At 61.7% G+C, this 20,948-nt stretch carries 27 protein-coding genes; 6 read left to right on the plus strand and 21 right to left on the minus strand.

Annotation, left to right across the window (positions count from 1 at the left end; genetic code table 11):
- Nucleotides 1–7 precede the first annotated feature (7 nt).
- From KF821_09110 to KF821_09170, 13 genes are all read right to left on the minus strand, one after another.
- Nucleotides 8–292, minus strand: a complete 285-nt coding sequence (locus tag KF821_09110; GenBank protein MBX3005966.1) for a hypothetical protein — start codon at nt 290–292, stop codon at nt 8–10.
- A complete protein-coding gene (locus KF821_09115) occupies nt 282–716 on the minus strand; it encodes a hypothetical protein (GenBank protein MBX3005967.1) in 435 nt (144 codons plus the stop codon). The genes KF821_09110 and KF821_09115 overlap by 11 nt, the downstream gene beginning before the upstream one ends.
- 1 nt (nt 717) lies before the next feature.
- Nucleotides 718–1,284 carry a hypothetical protein gene (locus KF821_09120; GenBank protein MBX3005968.1) on the minus strand — a complete coding sequence of 189 codons (567 nt, stop codon included), beginning with the start codon at nt 1,282–1,284 and terminating at the stop codon, nt 718–720.
- Nucleotides 1,277–4,012: a toprim domain-containing protein gene (locus KF821_09125; GenBank protein MBX3005969.1), complete on the minus strand. Its 2,736-nt coding sequence runs from the start codon at nt 4,010–4,012 to the stop codon at nt 1,277–1,279. The genes KF821_09120 and KF821_09125 overlap by 8 nt, the downstream gene beginning before the upstream one ends.
- 270 nt (nt 4,013–4,282) lie before the next feature.
- Nucleotides 4,283–4,654 carry a hypothetical protein gene (locus tag KF821_09130; GenBank protein MBX3005970.1) on the minus strand — a complete coding sequence of 124 codons (372 nt, stop codon included), beginning with the start codon at nt 4,652–4,654 and terminating at the stop codon, nt 4,283–4,285.
- A complete protein-coding gene (locus tag KF821_09135) occupies nt 4,647–5,075 on the minus strand; it encodes a hypothetical protein (protein MBX3005971.1) in 429 nt (142 codons plus the stop codon). Before KF821_09135 ends, KF821_09130 begins: the two co-directional genes overlap by 8 nt.
- Before the next feature lie 109 nt (nt 5,076–5,184).
- On the minus strand, nt 5,185–5,418 hold the full coding sequence (locus tag KF821_09140; protein ID MBX3005972.1) for a hypothetical protein: 234 nt from the start codon (nt 5,416–5,418) through the stop codon (nt 5,185–5,187).
- A gap of 76 nt (nt 5,419–5,494) precedes the next feature.
- Nucleotides 5,495–5,755, minus strand: coding sequence for a hypothetical protein (locus KF821_09145; GenBank protein ID MBX3005973.1), 261 nt, complete (start codon nt 5,753–5,755; stop codon nt 5,495–5,497).
- A complete protein-coding gene (locus KF821_09150; protein ID MBX3005974.1) occupies nt 5,718–5,897 on the minus strand; it encodes a hypothetical protein in 180 nt (59 codons plus the stop codon). The genes KF821_09145 and KF821_09150 overlap by 38 nt, the downstream gene beginning before the upstream one ends.
- Complete coding sequence (locus tag KF821_09155) at nt 5,894–6,088, minus strand: hypothetical protein (protein ID MBX3005975.1); 195 nt, start codon at nt 6,086–6,088, stop codon at nt 5,894–5,896. Before KF821_09155 ends, KF821_09150 begins: the two co-directional genes overlap by 4 nt.
- Nucleotides 6,085–6,993 carry a tyrosine-type recombinase/integrase gene (locus tag KF821_09160; protein ID MBX3005976.1) on the minus strand — a complete coding sequence of 303 codons (909 nt, stop codon included), beginning with the start codon at nt 6,991–6,993 and terminating at the stop codon, nt 6,085–6,087. The genes KF821_09155 and KF821_09160 overlap by 4 nt, the downstream gene beginning before the upstream one ends.
- Nucleotides 6,990–7,427, minus strand: coding sequence for a hypothetical protein (locus KF821_09165; protein ID MBX3005977.1), 438 nt, complete (start codon nt 7,425–7,427; stop codon nt 6,990–6,992). Before KF821_09165 ends, KF821_09160 begins: the two co-directional genes overlap by 4 nt.
- 17 nt (nt 7,428–7,444) lie before the next feature.
- Entirely contained in the window at nt 7,445–7,699 is a 255-nt protein-coding gene (locus KF821_09170; protein ID MBX3005978.1) for a hypothetical protein, read from the minus strand.
- Between the two features lie 59 nt (nt 7,700–7,758).
- Here KF821_09170 and KF821_09175 point away from each other — a divergent pair, with 59 nt between their 5' ends.
- The 4 genes from KF821_09175 (at nt 7,759) to KF821_09190 (ending at nt 11,562) form a co-directional block, all read left to right on the plus strand.
- Nucleotides 7,759–8,187 (plus strand): helix-turn-helix transcriptional regulator, encoded by a 429-nt coding sequence (locus KF821_09175; GenBank protein ID MBX3005979.1) that lies wholly within the window; start codon nt 7,759–7,761, stop codon nt 8,185–8,187.
- Nucleotides 8,188–8,322: 135 nt separating this feature from the next.
- On the plus strand, nt 8,323–8,865 hold the full coding sequence (locus tag KF821_09180) for a hypothetical protein (protein MBX3005980.1): 543 nt from the start codon (nt 8,323–8,325) through the stop codon (nt 8,863–8,865).
- Nucleotide 8,866: 1 nt separating this feature from the next.
- Nucleotides 8,867–10,441: a recombinase family protein gene (locus tag KF821_09185; GenBank protein MBX3005981.1), complete on the plus strand. Its 1,575-nt coding sequence runs from the start codon at nt 8,867–8,869 to the stop codon at nt 10,439–10,441.
- A 212-nt stretch (nt 10,442–10,653) separates the two neighbouring features.
- On the plus strand, nt 10,654–11,562 hold the full coding sequence (locus KF821_09190; protein ID MBX3005982.1) for a pseudouridine-5'-phosphate glycosidase: 909 nt from the start codon (nt 10,654–10,656) through the stop codon (nt 11,560–11,562).
- Nucleotides 11,563–11,598: 36 nt separating this feature from the next.
- Here KF821_09190 and KF821_09195 read toward each other — a convergent pair whose 3' ends face one another.
- On the minus strand, nt 11,599–12,525 hold the full coding sequence (locus tag KF821_09195) for a hypothetical protein (protein MBX3005983.1): 927 nt from the start codon (nt 12,523–12,525) through the stop codon (nt 11,599–11,601).
- Nucleotides 12,526–12,628: 103 nt separating this feature from the next.
- Here KF821_09195 and KF821_09200 point away from each other — a divergent pair, with 103 nt between their 5' ends.
- A complete protein-coding gene (locus KF821_09200; protein ID MBX3005984.1) occupies nt 12,629–13,675 on the plus strand; it encodes a L,D-transpeptidase in 1,047 nt (348 codons plus the stop codon).
- Between the two features lie 111 nt (nt 13,676–13,786).
- Nucleotides 13,787–14,290, plus strand: coding sequence for a copper chaperone PCu(A)C (locus KF821_09205; GenBank protein MBX3005985.1), 504 nt, complete (start codon nt 13,787–13,789; stop codon nt 14,288–14,290).
- Between the two features lie 69 nt (nt 14,291–14,359).
- Here the strand turns inward: KF821_09205 and KF821_09210 are convergent, their stop codons facing one another.
- The 7 genes from KF821_09210 to KF821_09240 form a co-directional block, all read right to left on the minus strand.
- On the minus strand, nt 14,360–16,216 hold the full coding sequence (locus KF821_09210) for a heme o synthase (GenBank protein MBX3005986.1): 1,857 nt from the start codon (nt 16,214–16,216) through the stop codon (nt 14,360–14,362).
- Nucleotides 16,213–16,977: an SURF1 family protein gene (locus KF821_09215; GenBank protein MBX3005987.1), complete on the minus strand. Its 765-nt coding sequence runs from the start codon at nt 16,975–16,977 to the stop codon at nt 16,213–16,215. The genes KF821_09210 and KF821_09215 overlap by 4 nt, the downstream gene beginning before the upstream one ends.
- A gap of 3 nt (nt 16,978–16,980) precedes the next feature.
- Nucleotides 16,981–17,499: a hypothetical protein gene (locus KF821_09220; protein MBX3005988.1), complete on the minus strand. Its 519-nt coding sequence runs from the start codon at nt 17,497–17,499 to the stop codon at nt 16,981–16,983.
- Nucleotides 17,500–18,111 (minus strand): SCO family protein, encoded by a 612-nt coding sequence (locus tag KF821_09225; protein ID MBX3005989.1) that lies wholly within the window; start codon nt 18,109–18,111, stop codon nt 17,500–17,502. It abuts the gene before it with no gap.
- Nucleotides 18,112–18,229: 118 nt separating this feature from the next.
- Nucleotides 18,230–18,790 (minus strand): heme-copper oxidase subunit III, encoded by a 561-nt coding sequence (locus KF821_09230; GenBank protein MBX3005990.1) that lies wholly within the window; start codon nt 18,788–18,790, stop codon nt 18,230–18,232.
- On the minus strand, nt 18,791–19,006 hold the full coding sequence (locus KF821_09235; GenBank protein ID MBX3005991.1) for a hypothetical protein: 216 nt from the start codon (nt 19,004–19,006) through the stop codon (nt 18,791–18,793).
- An 18-nt stretch (nt 19,007–19,024) separates the two neighbouring features.
- On the minus strand, nt 19,025–20,944 hold the full coding sequence (locus tag KF821_09240; protein MBX3005992.1) for a cbb3-type cytochrome c oxidase subunit I: 1,920 nt from the start codon (nt 20,942–20,944) through the stop codon (nt 19,025–19,027).
- Nucleotides 20,945–20,948 lie beyond the last annotated feature (4 nt).

Raw genomic sequence — 20,948 nt, forward strand, 5'->3', positions numbered from 1 at the left:
CGAGCGCTCACAGCGGCGCTCCGCAGCTGACGCACATCTCCGCCGCGGCTGCATGCTTGCGCGAGCAGTAGGCGCAGCGGTTTGCTTTCACCGCCGCCCGCGGTTCCATGCCTGCTAGCCGCAATAACTCATCGTCACCTGCTAGCCGCAATAACTCATCGTCACTCAGCTCGCTGATTGGCTTGCCACGGTAAGACACCACACCACCCACGAGGAGCATCGCCTTCAGCTCCGGAGGCGAAACGTAGGCATCACCCAACAAATCCAGATAAGTCCCCCGATCAACGGCCATGCTGACCCTCCGCCACCCAACTCTCACGGTCCTCGGTAGCCTCGCGCAACAGATCCACCGGCTCGTGCAGTATTTCGCTCAGCGCCGCCTCGGCCAGCGCGATCGCCGCCGCGCCATCCCGCAGCGCCTGCCGCACCAGGAACAGATCAGAGCGCGTGCACTTGCCCAGCAAGATGCGCTCCGTGATCAGTGCTCCCGCCTGGATCCCCGCCTTCAGCTGCGCCTGGTTGGCCCGCGCCAACCGCAAGGCGGCCGTCGGTGCCGGCGGCACGCCACGCAAGGCTTGCAATCTGCGCTCCGCTTGCAGCAGGCGCACGCTCTGCCGATCGGCTGGCGGCACTACCACACGCACCGTGTCACCACAGCGGCTGCAAAAACCTACTTCACCCGTTTCAACTCGCTCAACACTCACCAACTCTGCCATTTCACACTCCCGTTTTGTTTGTGCTAATTGCCGCGAAGCAAGCGCCCGCGGAGAACATGTGAACTTCGCGGCCAGCCTCAGGCGCACCTACTTTGTTTTGCGCCAGGGCAATCCCCTCGTGGCTAGCCAACTTCTCTAAAAGACTCATAGGCTCATGCGTCGCGCAAACATCAGCCGCCAGCAGCCGCTCGGCCACGTTCACCCGGCCGCCCCGTAGGCGGTGAACATCGCGGGGAACATCGCGGGCGCGACGTTCCCCCGAAGCAGCAGCAGCTCGGCGCCCATCGCAAAACTTCGCGTCTTTCGCGAAAGAGAAAGAGAGAAATACCCCTTGTTCACCCGAAATCAGGCCATCGCCCAGCTCCAAAAAGGCTTGCTGGCCAGCCAAAACGTGCTCAAAAAACAAATCGCGCCCATGCCACAGCGCCCCCGCAACATTCCCCACGTTCACTACATTCACCGCCGTACGGGTAAATGCGGTGCCTATCCCCCCGCACCCCCCTAAAAAGGCAGCAGCAGCACACCTGGCAACGTTCTCCATGTTCACCACATTCACCGGCCTAGTCATGCTCGTACTCCACGCCGTACTCGCTGCACAGGCCGCGGATGCGCTCTTCGTTCCAAACCACCACGTACTTGCGCTTCAACGGGCCACTGGTGGCGCGTTCTGTGCTCAGGATCAGTCGGTCTTTGATGATGGCGCCCACGCCGCGTGGTTGCAGCTTCTTGCCGCCGGTCGCAGTGTCGCTCTCACCCTGCTCCGTCTCCCCGTCAGAGTTCTCCGCGTCGATGATTGCATTGGCCACCTTGGCCACATTGCCCATCGAGTAATCCCAGTACGGGGCAGTGAGCGCTTTGCCGTCCTTATCCTTGGTGACCGGTGGGCCATTCTTGATCTGGATCAGCGCCTGCAGTACCTTGCTCTCCAGCGTCATGCTCTTCTCGGTCACCATGCGCTGTTGGTAGCCGCGGGTGAGAGCAGTGATGTCATCCCGCACCTTTGGATCCGAGACGATCTGCTTGATGGGGTTCATGACTTGGTTTAGTCGCGCCTGTACCTGCACATCCACCAGGTCACGCTCAATCTCTCGTTGGGGCTGCCAGGTGCGCAGGCGCCACAGGAGCAGCTCGTTGCGCAGTCCAGCAGCCTCCTCGAAAAATGCCTGGTTCAGATCACCAGTAATACCCCGAGCTAGCAGCTCACCCATTGAATGCTTGACGGTCTCGATCGTCAGGCAGCGGCTTTCTAAGGCCTCGTCATCAAAGCGCCGGCGCGTGGTTAGCAGCTTGGGGCCAAATACGTCAAAGGCCTCCGGCTCATACTTGCCAGACCCAGAATCGCGCATGCGTACGACAGGCAGCCCCTTCTGATTGCCTGTGTTGAGGATCTTTGTGAATGGGTCATCCGTATCGGAGCTGACCTTATCGGCCTCGTCAATCCACAAGGATCCCTTGTACAGGTGCAATGTGCGAAAAATCGAAGCTTCGCTGGCAGCCCCCGTGAGCTTGATCAGCCTGTGCGAGAGGTACCCAACGATCATCATCAACTGCGATTTGCCCGACCCCCATTCGCCGAGAGCGCGCAGGTACACGAGGTTGCGGAAGCTATCGGAGTGGTAGGTGAACAGCACGTAATAGGCGATTAATTGCTCATAAAAAGGGTCGATCAGGTAGTAGCGGTGCAGCAGATCGACGATTTTGCGCACCAATTCACTCTCACTAAGTCCTTGGCCAAGACCTGAGGGCAGCACTACTACCTCTTGCAGGATCAAATCGTCCGGGGGTCTCGGAGCATACGTGATGCCCTCGATCTCGACGAACGGTGCCTTGCCAATCGCCCCCTCCGGGTCACGGTACGCCAGTAGCGTCTTCTTTTTGGCAGGGTCATACACCAACTCCAGCAGCCAGCCGCCAAAGTGACCGCCCACCACCTCCTGGTAACGCTCATCTTCGCCGTGTCCCTCGGTCTCGATCACCTTCTTGGTCTCATCCAGCAACAGGTTGAATTCCCGCAAATCGAGGCGCAGCTTTTTGGCCAAATTTTTGCGGTAGAGCGCCAGGTCTTGCGCACCCAGCTTGGCCACCGTGCCCATTACTTGCTTAAGTGCTTCGTCTCGCTCGGCGCCTTGCTTGCCTCCGGCGATTTCTGCCAATTTCTCCACCACCGTAGGCGCTTCGCGCAGCACGGCCCGCGCATGTTCAGCTTGCTCGTTAACCGCAACCTGATTACTGGCCATTGCCTGCAGCCACTCGTTGGCATCGCCGGCGGGCCACTGCGCCAACCGCGCCAACGGGCCAAGCACCTGCATCAGCTTGCCCGCCGCCGTCTCGCCGGGCTGGTCCATATCCAGCCCCAGGTACACCGTGCCGCTGTGTATGTAGGCGCTCAGTGCACCGAGCAGCTTGTCGGCGGCGCTGGCCCCTGCCAACGCCACCGCAGGGATGCCCCATTGCGCCAGGCTGAGCGCGTCGGCCTGGCCCTCGACGATCACCACCTCGCGCTCACGTGGTGACCAGGCATGGTTGTAGTACGGCCGCTTGGTGCCCACCAGGAGCTGCGAGAGATTGTGGTGGCGCTTCTCGCGGATGGAGCGCAGGCTGAGGTAGCGCACGCGGCCGCCTTCCACGTGCGGGTAGACCAGCATCCCCGGCGGGAGGCCGGGCACTCGGCCCTGCTCTCGCCAGTTGGCCGGCAGCTCCTCGATCTTGTGCTTGCCGGCCCAGCTTGCCAGGTTGCCCTGGTAGCCGAGCACGGCCACCGCCGCCGGATCCTCAGGGTCCAGCTGGTTGTTGGCGAAGGCCTGACGCAGCTCAGCCAGCTCCTCCGCCGTACCGCTGCCGGTGTAGCCCAGCCCCGCCGCCCGGATGGTCTCATCGTCCCAGCCGCGGCTGCGGGCATACGCCTGCGCGGCGTCGTTGCGCCACAGGCGGTGCACGAACACGCGTGCTGCCACGGTCAGCGCCGTCTCTTGGATCCGGGCGGCGATGCCTGCCGCCGGATCGTCCTCACGCCATACAGGCTCAGGCAGGCCAGCATGCCGAGCCAGGTACTCGATCGCATCCCGGAACCCAAGGCGCTTCCATTCCATCACCCAATCCACGATGTCGCCCTGGGTGGTGCGCCAGCCCAAGCGGCTGCCGTTGTCATGCCAGCTCTGGTTGTGAGTGTCTACGACAAAGCTGTCATGCTCGCGCCCCTTGAGGTAGCGCCCGCTACCGTGCAGCTCGTGGCCCGCCAGGCGCACCAGGTCTTCGAGGCGGTTCGCCGCTTTGATCTCTTGGATATCGACTGCCATTTGTGCGACCTAATTTCCTTGGGTTGCGGAGCCAGCCAGGCCAGCCCGTACGGGGGAGAGAGACGGAAATATGTCGCCCAAAAGCATTTGTGCGACGCAAAAGCCGCGGCCTGCGCATGGCGCAAAACCCGCCCAGGCGCGTTTTTCCCCACGCGCAGAGGCGCAGGGGGAATGTGGGAACATTGGGAATTCCTCTGCTACTGACTTCCTACCCAGAAGGCGCCGGCGGGGGATACCCCGAGAGGCGAAGGTGTGCGCGCTCGCCACTGGTTAGCCCTTGTCTGCGAACAGCGGGTATTTTTCGAGCAGGCGCGCCAGGTAAACCTGGGCCTCGAGCTCGGCATACATCACAGCGCGCGTGGCCGGCTGCAGATCCGAGAGGCCGCGCAAGACTTCCTCAAGAGCGGCCACGTCAAATACCAGCGCGGGAGGGGTGCAGGTATAGTCGAAGGTGATGACCGCGTGCCGGTCCAGATCCACCTGGAACAGGCACATAGCTAGCAGCCCCATGGTCCAATCCCCGCCCAACCTGACCGGCCCGCCAAAGCGGCGCCCACTCTTGAACTCGATGGTGGTTTGCTTGTAGATGAGCTCCAACTGACGAGAGAAGCGGATCTCGTACTGCTCAAATCCATTAGGCATCAGCTGCGCCATCGCTGCCTCCTGCCATGCGGCATTGCGGCCGGCAATAGCGCTGCCACGGCACCGTGGGCACAAAGGCCACGCGGCAGGCCGGGCAGCGCCGGCTGCTGGCCAGCACCACCGACCCAGGGTGTAGCTGGCCCGGATGGGCGCGCACCACTACGTCCTGCGTGTTGGCCAACAGGGCGGGGGAGCCATCCACCACCGCGCCCCAGGCAAAGATGGCTTGGGCCAGCTTTGCGGATGCTTTCGTCTTACCGTTGATGACGCCGTGCATGTAGCGCCAGCCCCAGGGCGGTGACACATCCACCAGCTCCGAGAGCTCAGCAGCCACCGTGGTGAGCGTTTCTACGGAAACGGCATAGCCGCCGTCCGCTTTTGGCTCGATCGGATAGCCCAGGGCGGCAATCAAATCTCGCAACGCACTTGGCGCCTGGGGGACGAGATTTTTATAGGCCGTGACTGGTGATATAGGTTTGCCGTGTGGCGTGTTTTCTGACATGGTTCTGACCTCGATTTCGGGCTTGTTTTTAGCGAGTGCGTGGAGCGGCAATCGTGCTGCGCTCGCCAGCGATGGCCAGGCTGAGCCAGCGCTCAATGGCCTGTTGCTGATAGCTGGCAGCCTCCTTGGCAAGTGCGAACTGGCGCCGGCTGAAGCGCGGCTGCTCGCCACCATCCAAAACCGCGCGGTAGGCGAGCAAGCGGCCATCAACCGTCTGCTCACGAACTACCTCATCCGATACAAAAGTGAAGACGTTCTGCATATTGCTTCCTCCGGCGGCATTGTCATGCCGCTCGACTGAACTCCAACCTGGCCTGGGCACAACTCCAAGCTGGAGATCAGTCGAGCGATGGCAAAGCCTTGTCCACGTCCTGGGCTAGCAAGGTCAGCGCACGCCGGGCCCGGCTCAGTGCCAGGCGCATGCTGGCCACGGAGTCAAGAGCGGGCTGCGCCAGGCTGGCGATGCCCGGCACGCGGCCGGTGATCTGGCGCAGGCGCAGCTCCACCACGTCCAGGTGCGAGCGCAGCGAGCCCAGCGCGAAGGACACCTCCTCCACACGGTCACGCCGAGACGTGTTGCGCTGGCTCAACCTGGCCATCGGCTACCTCCTGCTGCTTGCGCTGCTCCTCGATGATGTCAGCCAGACGGGCACCTAAGGTTTGGATGGCCAGCTCCCACGCTGGCAACTGCTCCTCCGGCAATGGCACAAGCATCACCTGCAGGTCAAACCGCAGCTTCACGATTGCACCTCGCACACCGGGCACCAGGCGCGGCGAGTGGTGACAGCCAGCATGCGGCCGCACCACTCACAGCGCGGCGTGTCGTCGGCCTCGCGCCGGGCGGTCAGTGCTATGCGGGTTGGCCCGTCGGCGCCCTCCGGCGCCGGCTCGCGTGGCTCATCGAAAATGGATGGATCCGGAAGCAGTCTCACAGCAACACTCCTTCCACCGCTTCGGCCAGCTCGTGCTCGCCGGGGGCGGCATAGCGCGCCGTGGTCTGGATGCGACGATGGCCTGCCAGTTGCTGCGCGGTGGCCAAGCCGCTGTGTGTGGTGACCGTCTTGACGAAGGTGTGGCGCAACGAATGTGGGGTGAAGCCGATCAGGCTGCCGCGGCGGGCGGCCTCGGCAAACGAACGCTCAAGTTGGCGGACGCCGAGACGGTTGCCGCGCTGGCCGGCGAAGAGCGGGCCGGGCTGCTGGCCGCGCAGGCTCAGCCAATCAGTCAGCGCCTCGCGCACTTGCAGGCCCAGGGGAACGGTGCGCTGCACGCGGCCCTTGCCCTGGCGAACCGTGACGCGGCCAGAGCGCGGATGGAGCTCGATATCAGCGAGGTCCAGCGAACACACCTCGGCGATGCGCAGCCCGGCGCCGCCCATCAAGGAGACGGCGGCGAGGTCACGCACGGCTTGTTCGGCGCGCACGGTGGCGCCACGGGCGCGGGCATCGTTAATCTTGCGCTCGAACTCGGCCAGCAAGCGGCTCAGCTCGCCGCGGCTCATCCAGCGCGGCTGGGCCGGCTGCAATTCCACGAAGGCGATCGCCGCGGCCGGGTTGCTGGCGAGCGCACCGCTGGCGATAGCCCAGCGCGCCACGGCGCGCAGGGCCGCCAGGGCCACATTGACCGTGCTGGCCGAGAGGCCGCGGATCTGCTGCAGCTCATGGCGATAGGCGCGCACATCGCGGGTAGTGAGCTGGGCCGGATCGAAGGACCGGCCGTAGGCCTGCTCGAACCATGCCGCAAAGATGCCGAGGGCGCCCTGGTAGGAAGCGATCGTGCGCGGGCTGCTATCCTCTCGCTCGGCCAGCCAGGTAGCGAAGGGGAGTTGCCAGCTCATTTGCCCCCCTGCAGGTAGATGGCCGCGTCAACAAAATCTTCGAAGACCGCATAGGTTGAGGCACCCTCGCGCCACGCCCTCCACGCGCTATGGTGGTACGGGACTACGCGGCAGACCCCTGAGCCACTGAGCTCGGTGAACTCGTAGTGATGCTCACTAGCGATGGTCCCGACGGTTCGGGCGCCCCGCAAGAGCGACACTGCCACACGACACCGGCGGCCAACAGGCTCACCCATCGGGCGCACGACAGCGAGCTCCGGCAAATCAATACTCAGGACCTCCGCAAACCATTGGCGCACCATGACTTCTAGAGCCTGGGCTTCTTCCCGCTCCACTTGTTGCTGACGCTGCTGTAGACGTTGCGTCACAAGCTCCGCAAGTGGTGTGGCATGTTTTGCCCGTAAATTCGTCATTTCATCCTCCAGTAATTCCAAGAATTGAGATTGGCATGCTAGGCTTTTTGCTGATGAGCAGGCTCGCTACCACCCTCGCCTTGCAAAGCGTGCGATATTGGATCCGCTGCTGCTGCGCCATAGACGGCGAAGATGCGGCCTACTGTGTGGTCCGTGACCCGGCGGCTGCCGCGCAGCAGACCCCAGGCGTGCTGATACTTGTAGCCCGTGGCCTCAGCGAAAGCAGTTGGCGTAATGCCAGCCATGTCGGCCCAGTTGCGCAATGCGGCTTTTGCCTGCTCTTGGTTTGTCATAACAAGAATGCCCTTTGTATTCAAAAGAATGCAAAGAAACTATATCAGAAGGTATAGATATGTCAATAGATGAATACACTGTGAAACCCAAAGAATACGCGTTGCCGCTGAAAATAGGCTTGTATTCCAAAATGGACAAAATGTCGTTTTCTGAGTGGCTTTCGGCGGAAATGCAGAAGCGCGATTGGAGCCAGTCCGATCTTGCGCGGGCCTCTGGTCTTAGACGCGCTACGATCAGCAACGTGCTAAACAGGGTGCGCCAGCCTGGCACGGCCGTACTCCATGCCCTGGCACGCGGCCTTGACCTACCACTCGACCTGGTCTATCGCAAGGCGGGGTTGCTGCCTACACGAGCAGAGCCGACCGATGCCGAATTACGCTGGCTACACATATTTGAAAAGGCTACAGACAAGGAGCGGGCTGAGCTACTGGAACGCGCCGAGATTGAGTTGGCGCGCCTGAAAGAAAAGAGAAAACGAACACCTTGACAAACTCTTGACAGAGTAGAACGCGAGTTCTACTCTGTTGCTATGCAAAGATGGGCGGATATCTGGAACGAGGCAAACGTCAGCGATCGGGCCGAGCTGCTCTCCACTCTTGAGGCCTACCAGCGGAGGAAAACTATGCTCAGAAAGAACTCTCGTATCTTTGTGGCCCTGTTGGTCATCATTGTCGTCTCAACCATGCTGCTTACCGGGTGTACAGGGCAAGCGCCGGCCGAAACCCCAACAACGCAGCCCTCTCCCACTCCCAATTTGGCCGCTGCGCAAACGGCATATCTCGACACACTGGATCCAGTCTACGAGGAATACAAAGACGCCTTCAGCGAATTTAACGATCAACTCGCCACGGCCAGCCACGAATCCGGCAGATGGGCTGAGCCGACCTGGCAGGCCACAACGTTGCTAGTGCTCAACACCATGGAGACCAAGGCCACCGAAATGGCCAGTGTGCCACCACCTTCGCCGGCACTCGAGAGGCTACACCAGCACCTCAGCGATTTTCGCGACGCGAACATCCGCCTGGCCTTCCACTTCGAGGAGGGCCTATCAGGGCTAAATGCTGGGGTCGTTTCGCCTCACATGGAAGCCGCGGTTGGCGTCCTGGGCGAAATGAGAACCTTGCTCGACCAAATCGCCATTGAGCTAGCCTCCCTGGGATCCTGAAATGCCAGCATCAACCGAAAACCTCCGCCTGGTCGCCTACCTGCGCGACAGCGGCGGTACGGATCAGGATCTCTCGCTTGCACAGCAAGAGGATGCAATCCGCGCCTGGTGCCAGGAACATGGCCACCGGCTCACTAGTGTGTATAAGGATGAGGCCACCTCCGGCAAATCCACCGTTGGCCGGGCAGGCTTTCACGCGCTGATGAAGCACTTCAGCTCCCAGGAGTGCCGCGATCACGGAGTAATCCTGTGGAAGTACAACCGGTTTGCGCGCGACTTTGACGACGCACAATTTTATAAAGCTGACCTGCGTCGTCGCGGCTACCTGGTGAAATCCATGAACGATCATGTGCCCGATGGCCCCGACGGCCGTATGTTTGAGGCCGCGATTGACTGGATGAACCAGCGCTTCCGCGAAGATATGGTGAAGGATGTACAGCGCGGTCTCCGCCACATGGTACAAGCAAATGGGGGCGTGACTATTTCGAACATTCCCCCTGGCTTCCGCGTTGTTGAGGAAACAATTGGCACGCGGCGCAATGGCAAACCCCACAATGTGCGCCGGTTAATACCCGATCAAGACCAATTGGAGGTGGTGCGCTATGCCTGGAAACTGCGCGCTAGTGGCACGAGCTTACGCGCCATACATGCGGCGCTGCGAGATCGGTTTGGCAAACCTTTTTATAGCCACCAATCTTCTTATCGCCATATGTTCAAAAACTCACTTTATATCGGTGAGCTTCGCTACTTTAAGCATACAAGCAATGTCGTAGTGATCCCCGACTACTGCGAACCTATTATTGACGGCCTTACTTGGGCCGCAGTCCAAGAACTAAACAAGCGCAACAGCCGAATGCATCGTTTCATCCACATGAGCCACACCGATGAAGATCCAAACCCCAACCATCCAAGAAGAACAGGTTCACGGTTCTTGCTTTCGGGGCTATTAGTTTGTAGCAAATGCGGAGCGATGATGCACGGCAAGTTGATCAAAGGCAGTCAGAAAAAAGGGTACAGATATTATGTGTGCGATGGAAAAAAGCACATTGAGCGCCCCTGCGACTCTGGCTTTGTCCCTCAGGCGCCGCTAGAACAAAACATCTCGGAACTGCTATTGCAGTACTCGGCATCTGACCAGCTACGCAACGCACTGCTTGATGCCGCCGTTCAACGCAAACTGGAAAGGGAGACAACCCAGACCCAGATTGCTGCACTTGAGGAAGAGAACCTGGCAAGCCTCAAGCGCATGGAGCACATCATCCGCGCAATCGAAGAGGCGGGGCACAACGAGACGTTACTTAGCAGGCTGCGGTCGCTCGAAGCCGCCGTGCAGGACCGCGAGTTGCAAATCTCTGCGTTACGTATGGTGCGCCCAAGCGCCCCCTACAGCAAGGCCGAGATTGACGCGGGGCTAAGGCAGCTGAAGGCCTCGCTACAGCACGAGCCCGTGCCCAGATCCAACCTGCAATCTCTTGTTAAGTCTATCCAGATAGAGAGGAAGGGCAAAGAAGTATCTGGTGTGGTGAGTTTTTTTATCCCTGATTTTTTTATGCCTATGTTGAGTAGTGAGCTATGACCCCACTGGGGGAACTACGCTTTCGCTTGAGTTGTTCCCCTGCGCTGCTTCGCAGCGCAGCTCCCTCCACAAACGTTCGTGTATCTTTGCATTCACGAAGGATTTCCCTGCGATCCTGCTTGACTTTATTTTGTGAAAGCAAGAAAGTCTTCTTGCCTATTACCTCTTTGTCGAATTGCGCTTAAAATCAGAACACCATGAAACTACCCGGTATGTTCAAACTATCCCCTGAGGTCAGCAAAGCCATCCTGCACGGCAAGCCCGTGGTGGCCTTGGAATCGACTGTGATCACGCACGGGCTGCCACGCCCGCAGAACCTGGAGCTGGCCCACGCGCTGGAAACGATTGTGCGCGAGGGCGGCGCCACCCCGGCCACCATTGCCGTAATTGATGGCGAGCTGTGCGTGGGGCTGGAGCCCGCCCAGCTGGAGGCGCTGGCCAATAATCCGGATGTGCGCAAGCTGAGCAGCCGTGACCTGGCGGCGGCGGTGGCCCAGAAGGCCAGCGGCGGCACCACGGTGGCGGCCACGCTGCGCATCGCCGCCAGCGCGCGCATTCGCGTCTTCGCCACCGGCGGCATCGGTGGCGTACATCGCGGCAGCCAATGGGACATCTCAGCTGACCTGCCCGAGCTGGCGCGCCAGCCACTGGTGCTGGTGTGCGCCGGGGCCAAGGCCATCCTTGATTTGCCCGCCACGCTGGAGCAGTTCGAGACGCTGGGCGTGCCGGTGGTGGGCTACGGCAGCGACAACTATCCGGCCTTTTATTCAGTTGACAGCGGGCTGAGCACCAGCAACCGTGTGGACAGCGCGGCTGAAGCGGCGCTGCTGGCGCGCACGCATTGGCAACTGGGCGGCGGCGGCGTGCTGCTGGCGGCGCCCCCTCCCGCAGAGACGGCCATCGAGCGCGAAGAAGTGGAAGCGTGGATCGTGCAGGCGCAGGCCGAAGCCGACGCACAAGACATCCGCGGCCAGCGTGTATCCCCCTTTCTGCTGGCGCGCGTAGCGGAGCTCAGCAACGGGCGCAGCCTGCAAGCGAATTTGGCGCTGCTCAAGAACAACGCGCGTATCGCGGCGGAGATAGCCAAAGAATTGAGTGCAGGGAATTCAGTAGAGATCTAGCCAATCGATTAATTGATTAATCAATTAATCAATTGGCTATTTAGCGGTTGCCGTCGGTTGGCGCGTGTGCGTGGCGGATGGCGAAGGAGTCGGTGTGCGCGTGGGGCTGGGAGTTAGCGTCGGCGTATCGCTGGGCAGCGGCGTCGGCGTGCGCGTGGCGGTCGGCGAGGGCGTGAAGGTGCTGGTGGCCGGGTTGCCGGTAACGTCAAAGTTGCCAATCAGCTTAACTTCGTTGCCCACGAACATCTCCACCTGGTAGCGCCCAGGCAGCCACTCCTCGGCGGGGGCCAGCCACTCCGTAAAACCGGCCCCGCCGGTGCCGCCATCCCAGGGTTTGGTCTCGTAGTGCACCAGCACCCCATCGCGATACCACAGCGCGGTCCATTGCACTTCCGGCTGCATTTGGTCGTAGGTAAACAGGGCATAGATGCCGGTCACCGGATTTTCAAAAACGATATCGGCGCCAATCGGCTGGTAGTTGCCCAGGTTCACGCCGCGGGCGAACACAAACGGGCTGAACACCGCCGCGCCGCTGGGGGTGACCTGTGAGGTGAACTCGGCCGCGATCTCGGCGGGCAGCACGGGCACCGGCGTGATCGAGGGCGTGAGGGTGAACTGCAGCGTTGGGGTCAGGCTCGGCGTCAGGGTCAGCGAGGGCGTCAGAGTAGGCGAAGGGCTGAGCGAAGGCGTGGGGCTGAGGCTCGGCGTGGGCGTGACCGGGAAGATCGCATAGGCGCTGCGCTCGCCGAAGAAGCCCAGCCAGAGTGCCGCAGCGCACAGCAGCACGCCCAGGAACAGGCTGCGCCAGCCGCCCAGGGTGCGCTGCTGGCGCACGCGGTAGAAAGGCACCTCGCGTGCCGTGCGCAACAGGTTGCGGCCACTGAAGAAGGCATATACGCCAAAGAACAGGCAGATATACGTAGCGGCGCGGATAAAGCTTTGCAAATCCACGGCGATGGGCATCGGCGGCATTATAGCCCCCTCGCCGCGCAGCTGCGCCCGGCCACGCCCGGCACTTGCGCCAGGCTCTCATGCCAAGCCCATAGAGTTTGGTTAGAATGGGTGCATGACTTCGGCGCTTTCGCGTAAAGAATTCCTACAGCTCAGCGGGCTGGCGCTGGGCGGCCTGGCGTTGCAGCCCAGTGGGCTGCGCACACTGCTGCAGCCCGCGCCCGCCGCGGCGCACGCCTTGGTGCGCGTGGCGGTCAAGGAGCTGCGCCTGTACAGCGAGCCTTCCTACGAAAGCATGGTGGTCGCCACGCGTAGCCGCGATCAACTGCTCTACGCCTTCGAAGAATTCGAATCAGAGCTGGGGCCGGATTTCAATCCGCGCTGGTACAAGATGGACGAAGGCTACGCGCACACCGCCTACCTGCAGCCGGTGCAAACACAACTCAACCCGGTGGCGCTTTCGGTGAGCCCCCAGGGCGAGCTATACGAAGTGACCGTGCCGCTCACCCAGTCGTATCGCCATACCCGGGCGCGCGGCTGGGAGACCTTCTACCGCTTGTATTACCTCTCGACCCACTGGGTCACCGCCATCACCATCGGGCCGGATGGCGCGCTGTGGTACGAGATCACCGACGAGCTGCTTAAGATCACCTATCACGTGCTGGCCGAGCATATGCGCAAAGTACCCGCCAGCGAGCTGACCCCGGTCAACCCCCACATCCCGCTGCACCAGAAATGGGTCGAGGTGAGCATTCCCGAGCAACGCATGTGGGCCTACGAGGAAGGCGAGCTGCTGCTGGATACCAAGGTGTCCACCGGCATCCCCTATCTGGTGAGCACCAACGGCATCCCCACCGCCACCCCCAAGGGCAGCTTTAGCGTCTTCTCGAAGATGCCGGTGCGCCACATGGGCGATGGCACCACCAACGCCGATGTGGAAGCGTATGAGCTGCCCGGCGTGCCCTGGGTGTCGTTCTTCCATGAATGGGGCGTAGCCTTCCACGGCACCTACTGGCACGATAACTACGGCAATGAGATGAGCCACGGCTGCGTGAACATGAAGCCGGCCGAGGCCAAATGGCTATACCGCTGGCTGATGCCGGAAAGCGAGTTTGGCCAGGTGCAGAGCCTGGGCCAGGGCACGCGCGTGCTGGTGCGCTGAGCGCCCGCAGGACATTTGTCCCGCGGAGTACGGGACAAAGTGCCTTTGACAGCCGCCCGCCGCTCCGGCCTATAATCAGGTTTTGATCCTTCACCAGAGAGAGGAAGCGTCTTGAAAATTCGTTTGCTTGTTCCCGCCCTGCTGCTGGCGGCGCTGTTGAGCGCCTGCGCCAGCCCCAGCGCCAACCACGGCATGATGGTGGATGGCGCCTACAGCCGCCCCACCCTGGCCGGGATGACCGGCGCGGCATACTTTACCCTGCACAATGGCAGCGAGACGGACGATGCGCTGATCGCGGCCAGCACAACCATCGCCGAAACGGTGGAAGTGCACATGAGCAGCATGGCCGGCATGGAGATGGGCGAGCACGACATGAGCGGCGACGCCAGCATGGACATGAGCGGGCACGACATGAGCGATGTGGGCAGCATGATGATGGTGGAACGCATCGAGCTGCCCGCGGGCGAGATGGTGCCCTTCCAGCCCGGCGGCTACCATGTGATGCTGATCAACCTCACGCAGGAGCTCAAGGCCGGCGATACCTTTGACCTGACGCTGCAGTTCGAGCACGCCGACGCCATCACCGTGCAAGTCACGGTGCAGGCGGAAGAATAGCCAACACCCGGTAAACAAAGACCCCGCCGCTGGCGGGGTCTTTTTTGTTGCATATCTCAGGGCACGCGGCTACAGCAGCGCATCCACCACCAGGGCCACAAACAGGAAGGCCAGGTACATGCTCGAATAGCGATACATGCTCCAGGCGATCTTGTTGCTGCCTACTTTCCACACCTTCCAGGCCCAGTAGATCAGCCAGGCGCCCAGCAGCGCGGCGCACACGGCGTACACGCCGCCAGCCATGCCCAGCACGGGCATCAGCAGGGTCAGCGCCACCAGCTCCAACGTATATAGCCAGATCTGCCAGCGGGTGTTCTTGGCGCCGCGCACCACCGGCAGCATGGGCACGCCGGCACGCGCGTAGTCATTTTGCTTGACCAGCGCCAGCGCCCAGAAATGCGGCGGGGTCCACATGAACACGATGGCAAACATGAACAGGGCCGGCACGCTGAGGTTGCCGCTGACCGCCGCCCAGCCCACCAGGGGCGGGATGGCGCCCGCGCCGCCGCCGATGACGATATTCTGCACGGTGACGTGCTTGAGCCACATACTGTAGAGCACGATGTAATAGATCATGCCGGCCAGCGAGAGCAAGGCGGCCAGCAGGTTGACGAAGCCGGCCATGATGTAGAACGAAATCACCAGTGCGCCCAGGCCAAAGGCATAGCCTTCGGCGGGGGTCAGGCGACCGGCCGCGATCGGGCGGCGGGCGGTGCGGGTCATATGCTGGTCAATCTCACGATCAAGATATTGGTTGATGGCGCCACTGCCGCCCGCAGCCAGCGCCCCGCCCAGCATCGTCCAGAAAGTGAGCGAGAGCGAGGGCAGCGCTTTGCCGGCCACCACCATGCCAGCATAGGTGGTCACCAACAGCAGGGCCACGATCACCGGCTTGGTGAGCAGGAAGAAATCCACCAGGCGTTGTTTGGGGTTGGTGGGTTGGGCAGCTTCGCGCTGCTCGTCCTTGGTGGTGCGCCCCGCCAGCCCCACCAATACAACGAGCACGACCATCAGCGCCCATACCGCCGCGGCAGTGGCTACATGCAACCCCAGCAGATAGATGGGGAACTGGAAGCTGACCTTGAGGGCGCCCACCAGAATTTGGGCAAAGTAGAGCACCACGGTAAGCGTAGCGGCGGAGAGGATGCCACGCTGGCTGCGCTGGCTGCGCCAGGCGGCGCGCAGCAGCAGCAGCATGTGCACGGTGAGCAGGGCTACCATGCTGCGGTGGAACATGTGCAGCCAGCCAAGGGCATGGCTAGGGATTAGCTCCCCGTTGCACAGCGGCCAGCCAGAGCAGGCATAGGTAGCGCCGCCCGCGGCGGTGAAGGCGCCACTGACCAGCACGATGAACAGGCCGATCAGCCCGCCCAGCGCCAGGCGCGCAAAGCGGCTTTGGAAGACCAGCCGTTCAGCCGAGGCCGATTTCAAATGTAAGCGGAAAGCCGTGACCGTCGCCAGGATCAGCAGGGCCAGCAGCAAAAAAGCCGTGCCGAGATGCACCGCCACGATGTAGGGTGGCAACTCCTGCAGCACCACTACCGCGCCGAGGGCGGCCTGGATGGCCAGGATCGGCAGCGACCAGAACAGGGGCAACCAGATCAGGCGCACGGAGCGGAAGCGCCGCCAGGCAAAGAAGGCGGAGAGCAGAATGAGCGGCGAGGTGACCGCCGAGGCCCAAAAACGGTGGCTGAACTCGATCTGCGCTTCGATCTGCGGCGGGGGCAAAATGCGCCCGAAGCAGGTGGGCCAATCGGGGCAGCCCAGGCCGGAGCCGGTGACGCGCACGATGCCGCCGATCACGATCAGCAAGAAGGTAGCGATGGTGGCGGCCAGCACCAGATAGCGAAAATTACCAATGGCAATGGGCGCACTGGTTTTGCGGCGGGACGATTTTTTGACAGCTTTCTGCTTGGTTGGGCTCATTTCTCGTTTCTCAAATCCTGGCGGCGGGCATAGTAGGGGTAGCCCACCAACAAAATAGTGGCAAAAGTAAACCATTGCACTGCATAGCCAAAGTGCGAGCCTTCGCTCAGATCCAGCTCTGGCGGGTTGGCGAAGGGCGGCTGGGCCTGCACAGCGTGCGGTACTACCTGCAGATAGGCGTTGGTGAGCAAGGGGGTGCTCATCTGCGCCGCCACCCGGTCCAGATCCAGCCGGTTCCACACGTCCAGCCGGGCCTGGCCGGGCTGCAGAGTGGGATCGGCATTGAAGGCCAGGCTCACATCCGTTTCGGCACGGCGCAACTGGCCGCTCACCGTTACCGGCGCGGGGCTGGCATACTGCGCCAGCTCCAACGGCGCATCCATCGGGATCCAACCACGATCCACCAAAATGGCCGTATCGCTGCCGGCGATGCGCAGTGGCATGAGCAGCTTGTAGCCCAGCAGGCTGCCCTGATCCAGGGTCAGCCAGACCTCATTGCGCAGCACAATCGCATCTTGCGGCAAGTACTCGCCGGTGACTTCTACCTGGCGGTACTCCATCGAGTATAAATCCAAATCCAACGCTTCGGGGCCGAGCGGCTGAGGCGGCTCGGCGGCTTGCTCCATCACGCGGGCATTGAAGGCGCGGCGCCATTCCAGGCGATCAAGTTGCCAAATTCCCAGGCGCACCATCACGGCGGCAGCCACCAGCACCAGCAAGGTGGTGAACAGCCAGCGCCGGCTAAGCAGGCGAGCGAACATGGGTCAGACGGCCTTGGGCTTGAGCGGGAAGACCAGCAAGCTGTAGACGAACAGCATGGCGGCGGTGGGTACGGCGGCAAAGGTGATGCCGACGATGCGGGTGCGCAGTGTGGTGGGCGGGCGCACAGTGAGGCCCATATAGCTGGAAGCGTTGAAGCTGCAGGTCATCGAGAAGTTATCTTCTTCGTTCAGGGGCAGGCTGGCGCTGGCGCCGGCCGGCACCAGCAGCGGGCCGAGCGTATGGGTCTGCGTGTCTTCGTTGCGCACCACGAGCACATCGCCGATGACGAAGGTCATCTCATCTGGGATGCCGGGGGCGGGTTCGCCGGCGGCCACCTTCTCGGCGGTGCCGGCGGGAATGATCAGCTCGATCTGCTGCGGCGGGCGGGCGGTGTTCTGATCCTGCTGTAGCAGCAGGCCAAATTCGCTGATCAGCCAGGCCACCAGCACCGAGAGCGCCACCACCAGCAGGAAGCGGTTGAGGTAGCGCGTGGCGTTTTGGGTATCCATGTCAACTTTCATTTATTCCGCCAGCAATAGTTGCAGGTCATGGGTCATGTCGCTGACCTGCATCTCGAAGGGAAAGGTAAGGCGCAGGTTGCCCTGCGTATCCACCACGTAGGCCCGCGTGGAGTGATTGACGGCATATTCCAGGGCGCTTTGTGGCATAGGCACGATCTGGCGGCCCACGTAGTAGTTGCGCCAGATGGGATCGAGGGTTTCGATGTCACCGGAGAGGCCGATGAAGGCGGGGTTGAAGTAGCGCGCGTACTCATCGGCTACGCTGGGGGTATCACGGTCAGGATCGGCGGTGATGAAAACAAAATCCACCTGGCTGGCTTGCTCGCCGAGGCGGGTGTAGATCTGCTGGAACTTGGCCAGGGTGCCCGGGCAGTAATCCGGGCAGTGGGTGTAGCCAAAGTACAGCACCACCACGCGGCCAGCCTGCTGGCTGAGATCAAAGGGGGTGCCATCCAGGCGCTGCAACTGGATCGGTGCGGCGACGGTAGAGGGTGTGATCTCAGAACCGCGGAAGGCTTGCTGGTCTTGCCAGATCGTATAGGCGGAGGAGCCCAGGAGAGCAAGCACTACAACAGCGATGGCAACATACAAGAGCGTGCGTGTATTTTTCATTTCGGTGTCTTTGCAAAACAAAAGCGGGCGATCGTTGGCCTACACCAACCGTGAAGCGGCTGGTGCAGGGCCAGCACCGGCCCGCTTTTTGTTATACCCGATGGATATGTGTAGAGGCTTAGATTGGCGTCCCGAGCAGGTACAAGCCCACGTAGAAGAACATCCACACCACATCGATGAAGTGCCAGTAGATGGCGCAGGCTTCCACCGCCCAGTGCTTCTCAGCGCTGTAGTGGCCGCGGCGGCCGTTGTTCCACACGATGAACAGGAAGACGACGCCGGTGAAGACGTGGAAGGCATGGAAGCCGGTCATCGAGTAGAAGACCGCGCCGGCTTGCCCGTCTGAGGGGCCGAAGGGCGCCAACTGCCATTCAACGCCCACCACGCCGATGAGGAAGATGATGCCGAGCAGCATGGTGATGAAGGTGTTGCGCAGGAAGGCCGGGCGGTTGCCGTGGGCCATTTCCACTTCGGCACGGTTCATCAGGAAGCTGCTGACCAGCAGCAGGATGGTGACGGCCAGGCCGAGCCCCTGCTCCAGATGCGGGCGATGGTCACCCAGCAGCACCATGCGGGCGACGAACAGGCCCACGAAGACGAACGAGTCTGAGATCAGGAAGAGCCACAGGCCCAGGCGATTGCGCGCCAGTTTGGTGGCGTAACTTTCTACAACGGACATTTAGTGCTCCTCACCGGAGGAGAACAGGCGCCCAACATGCATGTACTCCGTGATTACAAAGAAGGCTTTGAAGGCGGCCACCACCAGGAGCAGCTTGCCCCAGGGTGGCGCGATCACGCCGACGAGGTACTCACCGAAGGTGAGCACCGCCAACATCATGGCGACCCACAGCCCTCGGGTTAGTGCCGCACGGCGGCTTTCGTTGATTTCGGCCATTCCAGTACTCCTCGACCCTTAGTGCGCGGCGGGGGCTTCGCCCGCCGGATTGACATTCACGTAGCGCGAATTGGGCAGGCCGTAGTCATACGGCTCACCCACCACTTCGATGGGGCTCTCATAGTTGTGCAGCGGCATGGGATTGGGGCGCTGCCATTCGGGCGAGCGCGAATTCCAGACGTTGCCCGGGGTCTTCTCGCCCTTGGTCCAGTTGCGGATGATGTTGAAAGCCACCACCAGCATGCCGGCGAAGACCATGAAACCACCGATGGTGAGCAGCAGTTGCATGCTGTCAAAGCCCAGGGCGGCATCGTAATCGGCCACACGGCGGCGCATGCCCAGCAAGCCGAGCACCAACTGCAGGTTGCTCATCAGCATAAAGCCGATGAACATCAGCCAGAAGGAGAGCACGCCCTGCTTCTCGTTGTACATCCGCCCGGTCATCTTCGGGAACCAGTAGTAGATGGCCGCCACGAAGGGGAAGATGAAACCACCGAACATGGTGTCATGGAAGTGGCCGACAACGAACCAGGTGTCATGCACATGCAGGTCCGTAGCGATGGTGGCCAGCGGGGGCCCGGTAACGCCACCCAACAAGAAGATGAGGATGGCGCCCAGGGTAAACAGCATCGGCGCTTTGAGATCGGCCTTGCCTTGCCACAGGGTAGCCGCCCAACTAAAGAACTTGACGCCCGTGGGCACTGCCACCAGCAGGGTGGAATACATGAAAGGAATGCGCAGGAAGGGGCTCATGCCGGAGACGAACATGTGGTGCGCCCACACAAAGAAGCTCACGCCGGCGATACCGAAGGAGGAGAACGCCACCCAACGGTACCCATAGAGCGGCTTGCGCACGAAGACCGGCAGCAGCTCACTGATCAGCCCCAGGCCAGGCAGAATGAAGACGTATACGGCGGGGTGCGAGTAGAACCAGAACAAGTGCTGGTAGAGCACCGGGTCACCGCCCTTGAGCGAGTCAAAGAAGGGCATGCCCAGCAAGCGCTCCAGCATGATGAGCTGGAAGGAAAGACCGATCAACTGGGTGGCGGTGAACTGGATCACCGCGGTGGCCAGCGCCGACCAGCAGAAGACCGGCATCTTGAGCAGGCTCATGCCCTTGGCGCGCATGGTCAGCGTGGAAACGATGACGTTGATCGAGCCGGAAATGGACGAGAGGCCGACGAGATAGACACCGATGAGGAACATCTGCATGCCCAGCGGGGCACGCAGGCTGAGCGGCGGGTAGCCTACCCAACCGGTATCGAAGCCGCCCAGGAACAAGCTGCTGAGCAGGATGATGGCGCCGGGCACGTTGACCCAGAAGGCAAACGCGTTGAGGCGCGGGAAGGCCATGTCGTTGGCGCCGATGAGCATGGGCACCAGGTAGTTGGACATGGCGCCGATGCCCAGCAGAATGCCGGCGATCATCACGATGCCGTGCAACGACATCAGCGTGTTGTAGAGGTGCGGGCCATCGTAGCCCAGCAACACCTTGAAGATCTCACTGTTGAGGAAGGTGATGCCTGAGCTGGCCAGCTCAATGCGGAAGAGCATGGCGAAGGTACCGCCGAAGAGCAGCAGCAGCAAGGAGGTGACGCCGTACTGCACGCCGATGACCTTGTGGTCAAAGTCGACACTGAAGAAACGCATCCAGTGCGGCTTGTTGGGGTCAGGCGTGTGGTCGTCTGAGGTTTCCTCGCCGCGCGCCCACTTGAACCAGTCACCGAAGACCCCCGCGCCGACCAGGAAGCTGATGGCGCCGACGATGACACCGCCAACCACGATGATCTCGCGGATGTGGGCGTCATCGGCCTCGACCGGGCTGGAGAGCGGCAGGCCGAAGATGACGCGCAGCGCCATCACGAAGCCCATGCCGACGGCAGTGCCAACAATCTGGGCGATCAGACCGCGGAAAAAACTAGTGGAAAAGAAACGCATCCTC

It is taken from the genome of Anaerolineales bacterium (genome assembly GCA_019637755.1).
Taxonomy (GTDB): domain Bacteria; phylum Chloroflexota; class Anaerolineae; order Anaerolineales; family UBA11579; genus JAMCZK01.